This window comes from Bacillus sp. PK6-16 (genome assembly GCF_056530295.1).
Window position 1 is genome coordinate 2,539,553 of record NZ_CP096511.1, and the last position, 16,266, is coordinate 2,555,818.

Annotated in this window: 20 protein-coding genes; 13 read left to right on the forward strand and 7 right to left on the reverse strand. The window is 33.3% G+C overall.

Annotated features, from left to right (window positions below; genetic code table 11):
• Positions 1-41: 41 nt before the first annotated feature.
• The 5 genes from M1D66_RS13005 to M1D66_RS13025 all read right to left on the reverse strand — a co-directional run bounded on the left by M1D66_RS13005 (position 42) and on the right by M1D66_RS13025 (position 3,280).
• The gene (locus tag M1D66_RS13005; protein WP_000757017.1) at positions 42-404 is read right to left on the reverse strand and encodes a hypothetical protein; all 363 of its coding nucleotides are present in this window, start codon (positions 402-404) and stop codon (positions 42-44) included.
• Between the two features lie 169 nt (positions 405-573).
• Positions 574-873, reverse strand: coding sequence for a hypothetical protein (locus tag M1D66_RS13010; protein WP_001279462.1), 300 nt, complete (start codon positions 871-873; stop codon positions 574-576).
• 153 nt (positions 874-1,026) lie between these two features.
• A complete protein-coding gene (locus tag M1D66_RS13015) occupies positions 1,027-2,229 on the reverse strand; it encodes an MFS transporter (RefSeq protein WP_000269261.1) in 1,203 nt (400 codons plus the stop codon).
• Between the two features lie 295 nt (positions 2,230-2,524).
• Positions 2,525-2,959 carry an exosporium protein ExsC gene (gene exsC, locus M1D66_RS13020; protein WP_000148797.1) on the reverse strand — a complete coding sequence of 145 codons (435 nt, stop codon included), beginning with the start codon at positions 2,957-2,959 and terminating at the stop codon, positions 2,525-2,527.
• Positions 2,960-3,127: 168 nt separating this feature from the next.
• Positions 3,128-3,280 (reverse strand): YqbF domain-containing protein, encoded by a 153-nt coding sequence (locus M1D66_RS13025; RefSeq protein ID WP_000291905.1) that lies wholly within the window; start codon positions 3,278-3,280, stop codon positions 3,128-3,130.
• 478 nt (positions 3,281-3,758) lie between these two features.
• Here M1D66_RS13025 and M1D66_RS13030 point away from each other — a divergent pair, with 478 nt between their 5' ends.
• From M1D66_RS13030 to M1D66_RS13065, 8 genes are all read left to right on the forward strand, one after another.
• A complete protein-coding gene (locus M1D66_RS13030; RefSeq protein WP_000071478.1) occupies positions 3,759-4,127 on the forward strand; it encodes a hypothetical protein in 369 nt (122 codons plus the stop codon).
• A 196-nt stretch (positions 4,128-4,323) separates the two neighbouring features.
• Positions 4,324-5,109 carry a class I SAM-dependent methyltransferase gene (locus M1D66_RS13035; RefSeq protein WP_000031301.1) on the forward strand — a complete coding sequence of 262 codons (786 nt, stop codon included), beginning with the start codon at positions 4,324-4,326 and terminating at the stop codon, positions 5,107-5,109.
• Positions 5,110-5,178: 69 nt separating this feature from the next.
• Complete coding sequence (locus tag M1D66_RS13040; protein WP_000621873.1) at positions 5,179-5,367, forward strand: DUF3970 family protein; 189 nt, start codon at positions 5,179-5,181, stop codon at positions 5,365-5,367.
• Positions 5,368-5,444: 77 nt separating this feature from the next.
• Entirely contained in the window at positions 5,445-6,410 is a 966-nt protein-coding gene (locus M1D66_RS13045) for a nucleoside hydrolase (protein WP_001223682.1), read from the forward strand.
• A gap of 180 nt (positions 6,411-6,590) precedes the next feature.
• Positions 6,591-6,833 carry a GlsB/YeaQ/YmgE family stress response membrane protein gene (locus tag M1D66_RS13050; protein ID WP_000638306.1) on the forward strand — a complete coding sequence of 81 codons (243 nt, stop codon included), beginning with the start codon at positions 6,591-6,593 and terminating at the stop codon, positions 6,831-6,833.
• Positions 6,834-6,910: 77 nt separating this feature from the next.
• On the forward strand, positions 6,911-7,306 hold the full coding sequence (locus M1D66_RS13055) for a hypothetical protein (RefSeq protein ID WP_000834883.1): 396 nt from the start codon (positions 6,911-6,913) through the stop codon (positions 7,304-7,306).
• A 320-nt stretch (positions 7,307-7,626) separates the two neighbouring features.
• The gene (locus M1D66_RS13060) at positions 7,627-7,773 is read left to right on the forward strand and encodes a hypothetical protein (protein ID WP_000959548.1); all 147 of its coding nucleotides are present in this window, start codon (positions 7,627-7,629) and stop codon (positions 7,771-7,773) included.
• Positions 7,774-8,036: 263 nt separating this feature from the next.
• Positions 8,037-8,708: a YjgB family protein gene (locus tag M1D66_RS13065; RefSeq protein ID WP_002204763.1), complete on the forward strand. Its 672-nt coding sequence runs from the start codon at positions 8,037-8,039 to the stop codon at positions 8,706-8,708.
• Between the two features lie 170 nt (positions 8,709-8,878).
• Here the strand turns inward: M1D66_RS13065 and M1D66_RS13070 are convergent, their stop codons facing one another.
• A complete protein-coding gene (locus M1D66_RS13070; RefSeq protein ID WP_242555189.1) occupies positions 8,879-10,093 on the reverse strand; it encodes an MDR family MFS transporter in 1,215 nt (404 codons plus the stop codon).
• A gap of 101 nt (positions 10,094-10,194) precedes the next feature.
• On the opposite strand from M1D66_RS13070, the gene M1D66_RS13075 reads away from it, so the two are divergent.
• The 5 genes from M1D66_RS13075 (at position 10,195) to M1D66_RS13095 (ending at position 15,724) form a co-directional block, all read left to right on the forward strand.
• A complete protein-coding gene (locus tag M1D66_RS13075) occupies positions 10,195-11,931 on the forward strand; it encodes an ABC transporter substrate-binding protein (protein WP_242555190.1) in 1,737 nt (578 codons plus the stop codon).
• A gap of 159 nt (positions 11,932-12,090) precedes the next feature.
• Entirely contained in the window at positions 12,091-12,714 is a 624-nt protein-coding gene (locus M1D66_RS13080) for a YhbD family protein (protein WP_000102241.1), read from the forward strand.
• A gap of 13 nt (positions 12,715-12,727) precedes the next feature.
• Positions 12,728-13,438: a bactofilin family protein gene (locus tag M1D66_RS13085; protein WP_242555191.1), complete on the forward strand. Its 711-nt coding sequence runs from the start codon at positions 12,728-12,730 to the stop codon at positions 13,436-13,438.
• A gap of 18 nt (positions 13,439-13,456) precedes the next feature.
• Positions 13,457-14,164, forward strand: coding sequence for a polymer-forming cytoskeletal protein (locus M1D66_RS13090; protein ID WP_000400908.1), 708 nt, complete (start codon positions 13,457-13,459; stop codon positions 14,162-14,164).
• Positions 14,165-14,188: 24 nt separating this feature from the next.
• A complete protein-coding gene (locus M1D66_RS13095) occupies positions 14,189-15,724 on the forward strand; it encodes an MDR family MFS transporter (protein WP_000229616.1) in 1,536 nt (511 codons plus the stop codon).
• Between the two features lie 54 nt (positions 15,725-15,778).
• On the opposite strand, the gene M1D66_RS13100 is transcribed toward M1D66_RS13095, so the two are convergent.
• Positions 15,779-16,099, reverse strand: a complete 321-nt coding sequence (locus M1D66_RS13100; RefSeq protein ID WP_001062733.1) for a hypothetical protein — start codon at positions 16,097-16,099, stop codon at positions 15,779-15,781.
• Between the last annotated feature and the right edge of the window lie 167 nt (positions 16,100-16,266).

The following is a 16,266-nucleotide window of genomic DNA, read 5'->3' on the forward strand; positions in this document are numbered from 1 at the left end:
ATAACGCAGAAAATATTTTCTGCGTCTCCTCTGAAATGTAATCATTTCTTTTTATATGTGCATAATTTTTCGGCTGTCAAAAAGTATACATTTAATGTACCGTCGGCAACTTTTAAAGTTTGGTCCGATGTAAATGAATTACCATAATCAATGTGATATACATTAGAATTTTTGACAAATGAGCCTTTATATAAATCGTCTTTATTCTTTGTTGTCTGCATTTCTACTAAATTTTGCACAATTTCCTCTTTATTTTCTTTTTTGACAACTGTTTCAAATTTATAATATACAGGGCATTCACCTTTTTTATTGTCAACGACTTCCCAAGAACCGTATATATCGTTATTGCTGCATCCACTAAGTAGGATGATTAGTATAGGAATTGTAAGTAGAACCTTTTTCATTTTGTGCTCCTTTCTTTTAAATTTGAATAAACGTGCGAATACGATAGGGATATTATAATAAATAAAGTTTAAATTTTTTTAAAGAATTATTTAATTTCATATAAAAATTTAAGAGAAATTAAATAAGCATGAATCTAGTGTAAAGTCAGATTCATGCTAGTACTATAGCCTATGTTATGTCTTTTTTGAGGATAAATAAAGAGGAAAGCAGAATCACTATTCCATTTAATATATATACGCTTGCGATCATAAAGGCTAACGTACCTGCACCAAATCCTGCTTTATCGAATATAGAAGCAAATGTTGCGATAGTCAAAAAAATAATGGGAGTCAGTAGTAAAAATATGAAACCTGCCACGATTCTTTTTTTAAAACTATGTCCAGATAAGGAAATGGCTAAAAAGTTTAGGATGCTAAACAGAGCAATTGCAAAGAGCAGGACAATAAATACTTCGATGCCATCAGACATTTTACCACTCCTTTTATAAAGAGTACTTTTTATAATCTATTCGAAATAAAAGGGGGATACTCCTTTAGGTAATTTCAATAAACGTAATAAATAGGCGTATTATAAAACAAAGAAGTATGGATTCAATATTAGACCCATACTTCTTTGTTTATTTTATAAATTTGCAGATTGCGAATGCTGTTTTTCATAATGTTTCTGCTTAGAAAGGGAAATAGAAATAATCAATAATGAAACGACTCCAAAGATGAGAACCATATATTGTAACCCAATTGTATCTAAGAAGAAGCCTGTGCCAAGTAAGACGATTTGGAACATAACCCTCTCAAACATATTACGGAATGAGAAGAGGCGACCGTGATAACTTTTTTCCACTTTCGTTTGGAAAATCGTCGACATAATAGGGAAGAAGCAGCCAACACTAAACCCAAACAAGCCAAATGATGTAAGAGCCATCCATTTTATATCGCTAAAGAACAATGACAGATGTGCAAAAGCAGTACAAACTGCGAAGAAATATAGTAATTTTTCAGGTTTGAAATGATCAGATAGACGTTTAATTACGAAGGCACCTAACATAAATGCGACACCTTCAATTGTATATATGAACCCTTTAATCGTAGGATCATGTTGCATTTCGCTAATGTTAATAACCATTAAATTAAACCCAGCTATAAATAATAGAGGGATGATACTTAATATAAGTGCTGTAAAAGCAATAGGAATTCCTTTTAAAATACGAAATACTTCCATAAAGCTATTATCTTTTGCAGCTTGTTTACTTGGTGTTGTTGATTTCTTGTCTTCGAATTGTAGGAAGAAAGTCGAGAGGAATAATAAGGCGTATGCTGCCATTGAGAAGGCATACATGTACTGTAAACTCATCACAACTAAAAGAATTCCACCTAGTGAAGTGCCTGCAATACGAGCAATTGTACCAACATTCATATGTACACCGTTCATTTGTAATAACTCATGCTCACGTACGATGAGTGGAATTACAGATTGTAATGCAGGGAAATAAAATGCTGCTGAAATTTGAAGAGCAACCATAAATGCGATCATAAATGCGATACTTTCAAATTGAATAGCAAAAAACATGAAAATAACACTTAAAACTCGACCAAACCCAGCGTAAAGAAGAACTTTTTTCTTTTCATACTGATCGATGACACGGCCAGCCATAGGTCCAACTAGAACACCGGCTAATAGTCCGATAAATAATATAACTGATTTCATGAAATCAGAAGGGACATATTTTTGCATAAATTCAAGGTTGCCAAGAATACCAAGCCATAATCCTAGACCTGCAATAAACTCCCCAATTAAAACAATCCAAACGTTTTTATTACGCCACATAACATTAAAACCTCTCCGTCTTTTAAAATGAAAAACTCGTATATAAAACCTCCTTATTTATGTATTCTTTTCATACGAACTTTTTTAGAGTCAGAGTCTATATTACGTGTTTCATAATTGGATTTCAATCTTTTTGATTGGTCAAAAATTTGATGTGTTAATTGATGAAATAAGTGAATCAAAACGTAAAAAAATTATGATTAAAGCTAATAGAAAGTAAGGATACATATAAAAAAGCAAGAACGTATAACTACGCCTCGCTTTTCTCAAGTACAAAATTAAATATTAGATTCACTTAGCAACATTTACGCTCTTGTCCAATAGCTAAAGCGCTAAAAGATAGTGGGCCAACAACTTCTGCGCTTGCACCACTAGTAAGGTTTTCTACAGTTAATGAATATTCGTGTGTTCCACTGCTAACGTTTTGATCTATAGCTTGAAATGTTTGTACGTAGAATTGTTCAGAATCTGTAGATTCAATACCTACTTGCGCATTAAAAATTTCAATGTTATCACGGAAAATTCGGAATAAAACTTGTGAAGTCTCAGTTATACCTTCTACACCAATTGTAGCGATTAATTCTACTCGATTATTACGTGAATCTCTACTTGAAATTCTCAATTTCAAATTTGCTAAAATTGCTTTATTTGGAGAAGCTGGGATTGCAAAAGTTGTTTCACCAGTTTTACTAATAGGTTGAGTAGCTTGGTAATCAATGATATGAGTCATATTCTTCACCTCCTCATATACTAGAATATGAAAATAGTGAAGAATTAGCTTGGACAAATACTAGATTATTTAATAGAGTCAACAACAATTATTGAAAAGAAGAAATTCACATAAAAGCATTAAGAATATATCACAATAAGATGATATGCTTCTTAATGCTTTTTGTAATTAAGCAGAGTATTCTTCTTTACGTACTTCAAAAAATTCATTACGTCGTAAGTAATTATAAATTTTCTCTGAAACCTCTTCTTCTTCAGACACCAAGAAACGATGATCAAAAGCGTAGAAAGATTGACCTTTAATTAATTTTACGTAATACATATTAAACGCCTCCTGACACTAGATTATTACTTGCTTCATATTTATGATGGCCTATATGTCTGCTAAAAATACTTGAAGTTTCAAAGGGGATAAGCAGAGGGATGAAAGAGCTTACAATTCTGTAAGGTTTATGTCACCTTTTTCGATAGTTTACATTCGCTAATTTCTTCTATACTACAAATAAGTTACATAAAATAAGGGGGTAAAAAGATGGATGAAGTAATTGGAGAAGTTGTAGCAGGTATTTGTGAGTTTGTAGTGGAAGTAACAGCGGATGCTATAGGAAATTTAGTTTCCGGAAATGATGAGGAAAAAGAAACATTATAATAATTTGTAAAAGAATAAAGTTGATCGAATTATAAAGGCTGATTTCTAAAGGGGATTCAGCTTTTTTATTTTTTACATTATATTAACTTAATTTGAATATTCATTTGTTATCATATTTAAGAAGCCTATATAAGGAGGTGAATAAACAAATATGTCGAATTCAGGGCCTGATTTATCTGTTTCTCGTTTGATTGTGGTAAATATAGAGGAAAAAGAATATCATTTTATTGTTCGTGAACATCCGATTGTAGGGAAATTTATATCGCTATTTGAAAATGGAAAAGAATATGGTTTAATAGATAAACAAATCGCTAATAAAGATAAATTTATTACATCGGAGCTTACTAAGTTAGATTATTTTAATATAGATGTTTTATATCTTACACCTGGTTGGATATGGATTGGTATGGATCAATTTGGTTTACATGCTCGTGAGGCTACTTATAACGAAGTAGATGTTATTATGAAGTTGAAAGAGGATTTATATTATATAGATATATATGAAGAAATAAAAATGTAGTAAATATTTAGTCAGGTTAGGGGGCAAGTTCCCGTAGCCTTTTTTTGTTTAATGAAATAACGTATAATCATATTATTTTGATTATACGGGAACGTGATGAGAAGTGAGATGAAAAGAGGATTTGAAAATACATGAAGAGAATTGTAATAATTATATGAGTCGTATATGTAAATAACAATAGAAAGAAGATGATAATATGAGTAAAGAAGAGCTTGTGAAAAAACAGTTTGGCAGTAATGCAGATAAATATGTAAATAGTAAAATACATGCTAAAGGACTGGATTTACAATATGTAGTTCAACAAGTTGAGTCTCGTCATAATAATCGTCTTCTTGATGTTGCTACTGGTGGCGGACATGTGGCAAATATGTTAGCACCTATGTTTGAAGAAGTAGTTGCACTTGATTTAACAGAACAGATGTTAGAAAAAGCAAAAGTTTTTATAAAGCAGAATGGGCATGAAAATGTATCTTTTGTAGCAGGAAACGCAGAGGATTTACCATTTGCAGACCATTTTTTTGATACAATCACATGCCGGATTGCAGCCCATCATTTTACGAATCCGGCTCAATTTATTTATGAAGTAAATCGTACATTGAAGGATAATGGATTATTCATCTTAACAGATAATGTTTCGCCAGAAAATAATGAATATGATACATTTTATAATTTTATAGAAAAAAAGCGAGACCCAAGTCATGAACGAGCTCTAAAAAAGACAGAATGGCTTACTTTATTAGAAAAAAACGGTTTGCAAATGCAGTCATGTCTTACTTTTGATAAGAAGTTTGATTTTGACTGGTGGTGTAATATGATGGATGTCCCTTTACAAAAGCGTGAAAAATTAACAGAATGTATGATGAAAGCACCAAACGAAATGAAGGGATATTTTAATATTCAATTTAAAAATAATAAAGTAGAATCGTTCTATACTGAAATGGCTATGTTTATATGTAAAAAAAGTACAACGTTAAAAAGATAAATGTGTTGCAGTCTTTCTGAAGTACGATATACTTAGTACAGAGAAACTGAGAATTGAGGAATAGTTATAATGATTCGTGTACGCATTGAAGGTTCTGAGGAAGAAATGCTTGAATTTATGGGGAAAATGCCAGACATTCCTGGATTTGAAAAGACACATATGAGAGAGCCGAGAAAAGGAAATAACCCGAAATACGATTCAAGTAAAAATGTACTTGCATATTTGTCTTATAAAAAGATTGAAGTCGCCAATAAATAGGCGACTTTTTTAGTTTGCGCTGTTTCACCGCCTTGTCTTTTTCACATAATAATAATAGTAGATTATGCTTAAGAGGGGTGAGAATAGTTAATAAGAAAATTATCTTTTTTGGAGATTTTGGTATTGATGACGCCGTAGCGTTAATTTATGCAAATAAAACATGTAAATTAGATATTCTAGGTATTGTTGCTGAGTACGGGAATGTATCACGAGATATCGTTACGGAAAATGTTTATTTTTTAGAAAGGTACTATGCTACACAAGTGAAAATTATTGAAGGTGCGAGTAGACCGATGACAGCTGAAGAGCCTTTGTTTTTCCCTGAAATCCACGGGGATCACGGTTTAGGTCCTATTATTCCACCTGAGATGAGAATTTGTAAACGAGAAAATTTTTGTGAATTAATCAAATTAATCGAACCTTGTCCAGAAGATATTATAATTGTGGCGACAGGGAGACTAACGACGCTTGCTACGTTATTTTTATTGTATCCAAATATAATGGATCGTATTTGTTCGTATTATATAATGGGCGGCGCTTTCCTATTTCCAGGTAATGTTACACCAGTATCTGAAGCGAATTTTTATGGTGATCCAATTGCAGCAAATATTGTTATGAAATATGCGAAAAACGCTAGCATATACCCGTTAAATGTAACACAGGGCGCGCTTATTACGCCTGAAATGGCCAATATAATAGATAAACAAGGAACTGGACAGGCGAAACTCATTAAACCAATGATTGATTTTTATTATGAGAATTTCTATAAAAAAGAATATCCGGGTATTGGTGGAAGTCCTATACACGATTTACTACCGTTTATCTCGTTTATAAATGACAGTATTTTCGAATATAAAAAATCGGCAGTGTGGATTAGTACGACAAATGATGTGACTAGGGGCCAAAGTGTAGCAGACTTTAGAAAAATAGCTGAGCCAACAAGGTTTGATGATCGGCCGATTCAAAGAATTGCTGTTGGTTTTAACTATGCAGCTTTTAAAGAAGAGTTTATGCGAACAATATTGAAGCCAGATTGTTCTTAATGTGTGTAATAACAAGTCGGATAAATCGTTAGTTCAAAAAAAGGTTTAATCTGTGTGTATTATTCTCAAAAATCTTAAAGTTGAACAACATGAATAACTTATGAAAAATGTCACATAACTAATGGTAAGCAATTGTTTCTAATTATATTTTGATTGGTGAAATGTAAAGGAGGTTATTATATGATTTGGTCTTTAATCGTCGGTGGTATATTAGGATGGCTTGCGAGCTTAATTACTGGAAAGGACGTACCTGGTGGTGTAATTGGTAATATTATTGCTGGTATTATCGGTTCTTGGGTTGGTTCGAAATTACTTGGTAGTTTTGGTCCAGTCATTGGCGGATATGCAATTATTCCAGCTTTAATCGGTGCGATTATTTTAATTTTCATCGTAAGCTTCTTATTACGAGCAATGCGAAAATGAATGTAAGGACTGTTTACATTTGTAAGCAGTCCTTTTTATATGTTATGCTAGTATTATACAATCAGGAGGTGTCAGCATTGAAATCATTTACAGTAAATTTCCATCAAGAAGATAATGCAAAAGCGACAACAGTACATAAATTAAGTGAAGAGGACTTCAATAAAGCAACTGAAAAAGGTACTCGTCATTTATTTGATTTAGATACAAACGTTGGCTTCTTCGTATTCTTTGATGCAGAAGATGCAGAAGGAAATGATCAATACTTAATGTTACAATATGAAGGGGATCATGAAGAACCAACTGCATGCTACGGATTTGATTTAAAACTATACTATCAATTTTTAGCACTATACTTAAACGATCTTGAATTCCAAGGCGAAACAGATGAGGAAGAGGAAGAATACGGTCCAATTCATCATTTAGCGCATTTACTTTATCATATTGTTGAAGATGGTAAATCAATCGAAGTGTAATATACATATTTGAAGCTGCTCTTTTTGGGCAGCTTTTTTATATGACATTGAAATGGTGTACTGTAAGCTAAATAAGGTGAAATTTTAATCAGTGGGGGTTTTGTTCATTCCCACTGATTATCAGCCCTCACCAATTTAGCTTTTACGGGCAGCAGGGCCCCCACCTAACTGCTTTGTTTCCGCTGAATTTTGAGGTGGGGATCTTACTGCCCGGCAAATAGCGGGATAAATTAATAATAGAAATTTATTTATTACTTTCATGTTAGCGTCTTAAAACACCTGTTATAATGATTGTAATTAAATTCTTGGAGGCTAATTCTATGCTTGTAGATGTAAAAGCTTTTATTAAAGCTGCAGGTTTAACATGTATTTCATCATTAAGTGGAGATAACACGTTTGCTTATAATTTTGAAACAGTAAAAAACACTATCGCTACATTTTTTAAGAAGCTAAGATTTACCGTTTAATTTCATTTCAACCAGTAGGAAAAGAGTAATCACTTCCTACTGTTTTTTTTGTTTCAAGGAGCTGTTGTGACAGTATAGATAGAGGATATTATCATTGAGAAGAGAAGGTTTAAAGAAGGAGATGAATACGATGATTAACAATATAATTCCAAGTTTTTTAAAATTATGGGAAAGTGACGATTTAGAATTAGAAGTCCTTAATTAATACTATACTTCGCATCCAGTTGATTATCGAAATGAATAAAATACAATAGGGGGTAAAAATGATGAAGGTATATTTGAAAATAGTTATGTTATTTCTTACTTTTACATGCACATTTGCATTAGCAGCATGTAAAGGGACAGACGAAAAAAAGGAAGCAAATCCAGCCTCGGAAAATAATAAAAATGAACAAAGCAATTCTTCAGAAGAAAAGAAAAATCTTGAAGCAAAACCAAGTAATGAAAAAACAATAAAACCATCAGCTGAGCAAGATTCGAAAGATAGAACACTTAATCAAAAATCAATTAACCACGTTAAAGATTTGTTTGAACTAGCAAAAGAAGGAAAGGTACCTAATGTGCCATTTGGAGCCCATACAGGGGATATTGAAGAAATTGAAAAAGCGTGGGGGAAAGCAAATAAAACCGAATATGCAGGGAATGGAATGTACGCAACTTTTACAAATAAAAATGTTGTTTTCGGATTTAATAAAGGGTCACAAGTTTTTGATGTACGCTCATATCATGCAGAACTAAAATTGATTACATTACAAGAAATTGAAAAAGCATTAGGAAAACCATCTTCAGTTAAAGAGAATGGTGAAGATAAAATATATGTATACAAAGTAAATAACCAGTATGAATTGAAATTTGTCATTCCAAAATCGACTGGTAAGGTCGATCATATTTCCGTATTTTCGCCAGAGGATAGTATTAATAAAATGGCAGGATAAGAAATTAAGTGATTTCAAAAACACCTCACTTTCTTGAAGTGAGGTGTTTTTAGTTGTAAACAAGGAACGTCTCCTGTCATATAAAACATACTTTCATATGCGAAATACTTCACTTTTATTTTTTAGCATTTATCCAATAAGAAATGTTGATCTACTGAAAAAGTAGTAACCTATAAATTATGTGTAGGATGGTTCACGATTTTTTTACGTTCCAAACTTTGAACAAATAGCGCTTGAACAATACCTCCAACTAATAAGAAGCTAGCACAAATATAAAACAGCATACTTCCATTTAACTTACTTAATATAACTGCACCAATAACTGGTCCACACGTTCGAGATATATCCCAGTGTATACCGTAAATTGAAAAATATAAACCACGTTTATCATGAGGTGCAATTTCTGAAACGAATCGTAATAAATGGTTTAGAGCAATACTTTCTCCAATGACTAAAAAGAGTAAGGTGAAGAATAACGACAATATCGTCGTTGAATAACTAAAGCCAACTGCAGCTATTGTATAGCAGGCGTAAGAAATAAGGATGATTTTCGCCATAGAAAATCGTTCAGACCATTTTACGAGGAAGATTTGTAGAATGATTTCCAAAATGGCTTTGCATGTTGAAATAAATGCGAGTATGAATACGAGATTAGGAAATACATGTTCTGCAAAAATACGATAATTCGTCTCAGTTTGTGCATAAAAAAAGCTAATAGGAAGTGTAGAAACCATAAGACCTAATATGGCGTAATGTTTAAAAACAAATTGCTTTGGTGAACTTGCCTCAACTGTTTGTTTCGACTTACTCATAGGTGGAACGGTTTCTGGGAGCTGGGTCCAAACAACAACGGCATATATCGTAAGGGTTACACTTTGCACGATAAATAAATATTCTGGGTGAGTATTATAAAAACTTGCACCGATTAAAGGGCCGACTACGGATCCAATTGCTCCCATCGTTTGTAGGAGAGCAAAAATTTCTGCTTGCTGCTCTTGTTTTGTTAAATCAGCAATTTGTGCACGTTGAGCTGGAATATATAAGGAACGGCCAATACCATTAATGATATATAACAGTGCAAATATAAAAACGGATTGAGCGAAAACGAAACTACCGATTGCAACACCTTGTAGTAATAATCCGAGTAACATAATCTTTTTTCGGCCATATTTATCAGTAATTCCTCCAGCAATAAGTGTAAATAAAATGTCTGAAAGTGGCTGTAATCCGAAAATTAGCATAGTTATTATTACATTGCCGTTTAACATTTTATTGACGTAAATAATCATAATGAGAGCTAACATAGATTCAGTCGTTCGGGTTAATAATTCACCACACAATCTAATAAAAATAGGTTTATTGTAACGAAGTAAGAGATAATTCAATATTAATTCCTCCTTTCTATATTGAAATGATAAGATGAAAGGAGAGTTGGAAAAAGGGTAGAAACTATAGGGAGGATTTTTCACCTTTTAGGGGGAGTATGATGTTTATTTTAGATCAATACATTGAACTATGGATTGCTTATGGAAAAGGAAAAAAAGAGGGAGAACGATTGGAAGTAACAGTGCAAAATATATCTGGTACATTATTTTGTACAGAGCGCAATAGTAAATTAATTATAAAAAAATTAGATGAGTTAAATTGGATTAAGTGGTTTCCAGGTCGCGGCAGAGGAAATCGGTCTAAGTTAATATTTCAAAAGCACCCGATATCTTTAATTTTAGATAGAGGAAAAGAAATAACGAAAAAAGGGGATGTGAAAAGCGGAAGTATATTTGTGGAACGCTATAGCTCACATTTTCCATCGGTAAAGGGAGAATATCATTCCTGGGTGGATTCAATATTTGGTCATAAGGTTGAAATGACATCTGAAGGGAGAAGAGATGTACTCCGGTTGCAAGTACAAATGAATTTAGATATCATATTAGATCCTGTATACGCTACAATGCGTTCAGAATGCCATATGGTAAAACATATATTCGACACACTCGTGTATGTAGACGGTAATACAAACATTATAGAGCCAAGACTTGCATTTCACTGGGAATATAATGACGCTGAAAAAATATGGACGTTTTACTTACGAAAAGGAGTTCACTTTCATAATGGAAAACAACTTACTGCACATGATGTTATATACTCGTTGAATCGATTTATGAAGCTGGAAAATAATGCACACGCATGGATGTTACAACACGTTGAAAATATCCGTTCAGTGGATGACTACGTTTTCGAAATTCAATTACATACGGAAAATCGAATGTTTTTACATATGCTAAGTGCAGAACAGTGTTCTATCGTGAATGAAGATGAAGCAGGAGGGTTAATTGGAACAGGGCCTTTTCAATTATATAAAAGTAATGAAAATCTGTTCATTTTAGAAGGACATCCTTTATATTTTCGTGAAAGACCTTTTTTAGATCGTATTGAGTTGTGGAATGTAGAACAAGGTGTAAGTACATACGATGTTTTAGTAAAGGCGCAGTATAAAGATAAAGAAAAACATAATAAAGAATTGTCTCGGCTTGAGTCGAACGTGACATATATAACATGTAATCTTACGAAAGAAGGACCAATGCAAGATGCGTTATTTCGGAAAGCGTTATATAACATCATTCATGGTTATACAATCGTTCAAGAACTCGGCGGAGAACGTGGAGAAGTGGCAAAGAAACTAATATTAGCAAATGAAAGCATAGTAGATATTGACGAAGATATCGAAAGTTTAATTAAAAGGAGTACTTATCATAGTGAAGTGCTACAACTCTACACATTTACAGGACGAGATCATGTTGAAGATGCACAATGGATACAAAAAGAGTGTGCGAAGTACGGGATTCGTGTAGAAAATAATTTTCTTGAGATAGAAGAGCTATTGGAAGTAAGTACGATACAAAAGGCCGATATGATGCATGATAGTGCCACAATAAGTGAACGAATAGAAGATAGTTTATTATATATGTTTCTTACAAAAAATAGTTTTATTCATGGACAAAGCAGCATGGACTTTCATGAAAAGTTGTCTCCTTATTTTAGACAAGAAGAATTAGAGAAAAGAGTTACACTGTTACGCGATATCGAGGATACTTTGTTACGTCAAATTCATATTATTCCTTTATATCGTAATAAACAAGAGGTAAGTACACATGAAAAAGTTCAAAATATAATGATTAATTCACAAGGTTGGATTGATTTTTATAATATTTGGTTTAAATCTTGATATATAAGGGCTTTTGCACATTTTCATAAGATGTGTAAGAGCCTTTTTTGTATGTAGGAATAGGTTTGTTTTACACATTGTTACGCTACTTGTGATAAAAGTCTATTTACAGCGTAACAGTGTTATGTTACATTGTTGTCAGGAAGGAGTGTTATACAGTTGAGTACAGATTTAATTTCAAAAAAAGATTTATTAGAACTAACTGGTATTTCATACGGACAGTTATATAGGTGGAAAAGAAAAAATTTGATTCCGGAAGATTGGTTTGTACGAAAATCAACGTTTACAGGTCAAGAGACATTTTTTCCGAAAGAAAAGATATTAGAGCGTATCGATAAAATCCAAACGATGAAAGAGGATTTATCACTTGATGAACTAGCTAACATGTTTTCACCGAGTGTGAGAGAAATTCTTTTAACAAAGGAAGACATTTTATGCAAGGGGATTGCATCAGAACCAGTTTTACAATTTTTCATAGAACAAACGAATAAAACAGCAGAGTTTCAATTTGTAGACATTCTTTATGTGTACATGTTAGAAGAATTACTACAATCAGGAGAGATTAGTTTAGAAGAAGGAAAAATGGTCTTGCAAGTTTTACGTGAAAATTATGAAGCAATGAAACATAAAACTTGTGACTTAATCATCGTCCGAAAGTTAGGGATTTCTACATGTTTATTAGTTTCAAACGTGGACGATTTAATTTTTGAAAAAGGCACCAAAATCGTTTTACGCGAAGCGATTATGAAATATACCGAAGCATTAAAAACTAAATTGTTGTAGTGGAGGAGAAAGTATGTGTACAGATAATTTGATTATAAATGGTTACGGTTCATCGAATGGTGGCGAGTTTCATAAAGTGCAATTAAACGGAAAAGGAACTGTGAATGGAAATGTTGAATGTGAGCAATTTGAATGTAACGGTTACGGTGCAGTTACTGGCGATTTGAAAAGTAGCAGTGCACGAATTAGCGGATCTGGTAAAGTTGATGGCACAGTTCATGCTGAAACGATGCGAATTGATGGAAAAGCAACAATTACGCAAAATGTAAAAGCAAACAGTTTGAAAATTGCAGGAAAAGGTACGATAGGTGGAAATGTCACTGGTGAAGAATTTAAAGTCAATGGTCAAGCTACAATTGACGGTAATTGTGAAGTGGATACTTTTTCTTCAGAAGGACAATTTACAATCGGTGGTTTATTAAGCGCAGATGAAATTAATATAAATATTCACGGTACATGTCGAGCGAAAGAAATTGGTGGTCAAACGATTAAAGTAAGACATAGGTCAGGTACATTTAGTAGGCTATTTAAAACAGTATTTGGCTTGCAGTTAGAAGCTGAACTATTAGAAGGTGACAATATCGATATTGATTATGCTCACATAAGAACGGTAAGAGGAAACAATGTTACAGTAGGAGCAAACTGTGAGATTGAACTGATTGAATATACCGGTGTTCTTACTGTTGATAAAAATGCAAATGTAAAAGAAATTAAGCAGGTTTAACGGAAGGGAGAAATCAGTATGGAACATCCACATAGTCTCACAGTAAATGGTTCTGGTAATTCAGCAGGCGGAGATTATAATAAAGTGAAGATTCGCGGTGAAGGAACAATTACCAATGATATGAGTTGCAATGAGTTTAAAACGTACGGAACGAGTGATGTACGCGGTAATGTGAAAGTGAAAAACTATGTCGTGTATGGAGATAACGAAGTACAAGGAAATGTAGATGCGGAATATGTAAAAGTATATGGTAATACACAAATTCATGGTGATGCTCATATTGAAAAAACAAAAGTTAGAGGTATGATAGATATTGAAGGAAAGTTTTCAGGTGATTTCGTAGATGTAAAAGGTGCTTTAAATGTAAAGGGAGATATTGAAGTAGAAGATTTATCATTAACTGGTGGTCTTGAAAGTGATGGATTACTTAATGCTGAAAATATTCAAATCTCACTTCGTTATGAAGGCAGTAAGGTAAGAGAAATTGGTGGTAAAAAGATTACTGTTCGTAAAAAAGCGAGATTTATTCCTTTTACTAGTCATGCTGGAAACCTCCAAACTTCGATTGTTGAAGGAGATGATATCTATTTAGAACATACGATTGCTGAAGTTGTAAGAGGCAACAACGTCACAATTGGTCCTGGATGTGAAATTAGTGTTGTAGAATATCATACTAGTTTTAATCAAAAAGGTAATGCAGTCGTAAAAGAACATAAACAAATATAAGTAGTATGAGGGAGAGCAAGAGATATGGTTGAGAAGAATAATAAGCTCGGCTTTGTTGTGGCGGGCTTATTGCTAGGTATTTTAATGGCATCGATGGATAATACCATTGTCGTAACGGCGATGGGAACAATCGTTGGTGACTTAGGAGGCCTCGAAAACTTTGTATGGGTCGTTTCTGCCTATATGGTCGCAGAAATGGCAGGCATGCCGATTTTCGGTAAGCTATCAGATATGTATGGTAGAAAGAGATTCTTTATTTTCGGTTTAATTGTCTTTATGATTGGTTCGGCACTTTGTGGTACTGCTGAAAATATTACACAGTTAGGTATTTATCGTGCCATTCAAGGTATTGGCGGCGGGGCATTAGTGCCAATCGCGTTTACTATCGTTTTTGATATTTTCCCACCTGAAAAACGCGGGAAAATGGGTGGTTTATTCGGAGCGGTATTTGGATTATCTAGTATTTTCGGGCCATTACTTGGCGCATATATTACCGACTACATTAGCTGGCACTGGGTATTTTATATTAACTTACCACTTGGCATTTTAGCACTTATTTTTATTACATTCTTTTATAAAGAATCACGCGTTCATAGGAAGCAAAAGATTGATTGGTTTGGTGCAATTACTTTAGTTGGTGCAGTAGTTTCTTTAATGTTTGCGCTTGAACTAGGCGGACAAAAATATGATTGGGATTCTAGCTTTATTTTAAGCTTATTTGGTGGATTCGCTATTTTAATCATCGCATTCATTTTTATTGAACGAAAAGTAGAAGAACCAATTATTTCATTTGAGATGTTTAAGCAGCGCTTATTCGGAATGAGTACAATTATTGCTTTATGTTACGGTGCTGCATTTATGTCAGCAACTGTGTACATTCCGTTATTTATTCAAGGTGTATACGGTGGTACCGCAACAAACTCAGGATTATTACTTTTACCGATGATGTTAGGATCAGTCGTAACAGCGCAGTTAGGCGGATTTTTAACAACTAAACTTAGCTACCGAAACATTATGATTATTTCTGCGGTTATTATGCTAATTGGACTATTCTTATTAAGCACGTTAACACCAGAAACAAGTCGTGCATTATTAACAGTTTATATGATTATTATCGGATTTGGAGTCGGTTTCTCATTCTCTGTACTAAGTATGGCAGCTATTCACAACTTCGGTATGGAACAGCGCGGGTCTGCGACTTCAACGAGTAACTTCATTCGTTCGTTAGGAATGACACTAGGCATTACAATCTTCGGAATGATCCAAAGAACAGGTTTCCAAGATCAATTAGAAGAAGCATTTAAAGGGATGAGCGGGGGAATGAATACAAACGCTTTAGGGGATTCAAGAGCTATTCTATCAGAATCGGCAAGATCTCAAATCCCTCCGCAAATATTAGATAAGATTATTGACGCTCTTTCTAGTTCAATTGTTCAAACATTCATGTGGGCATTGGTACCAGCTGGATTAGCATTCATATTCATTTTCTTTATGGGAAATGAGCGCATGGTAATTAAGAAACAACAAACGAATAAAAAGAGTGAAACATCAAAAGCGTAATGAAAAAGCTCCTTTCTAATTGGAAAGGAGCTTTTTCGTATGTACGGATTTAGATTAGCCTTCGATAATTTCGTATTCTTCGTCTGCTAATAGTAAAATTTGTGTTTTCTTACCTTTGTTTTGAACTTCGATTACATCGTAAGCACCTAAGTCTCTTACTTTGCTTTGAGAAGCGTTAACCATAACTTCAATAGAATCAATTAAGATATCTTCTTCAATGTATGATTCAGGCAATGCCATATCTTCAGTATCTAATACACATGCGTATAGATTTTGTAAGTTTTCAGCAGTTGGGTTTTGTTCCTCAACATCAATGATGTTTTTTACTGCTTCCATATTTTCCTCTTTTGCTTGGTATACTTTAATTTTAGCCATTGTTTTAATCTCCTTTATAACGTAATCGTAGAGGCTACACCTTATTATAACGTTTTTTTCATGAAAGATGAAATTGTTATATGTATTTATAGTAAAAATTATGTGTCCTTACTCAAAAATGGTGTGATTTCCATATAAATGTACGATTAGGTAACGATATTGCTACG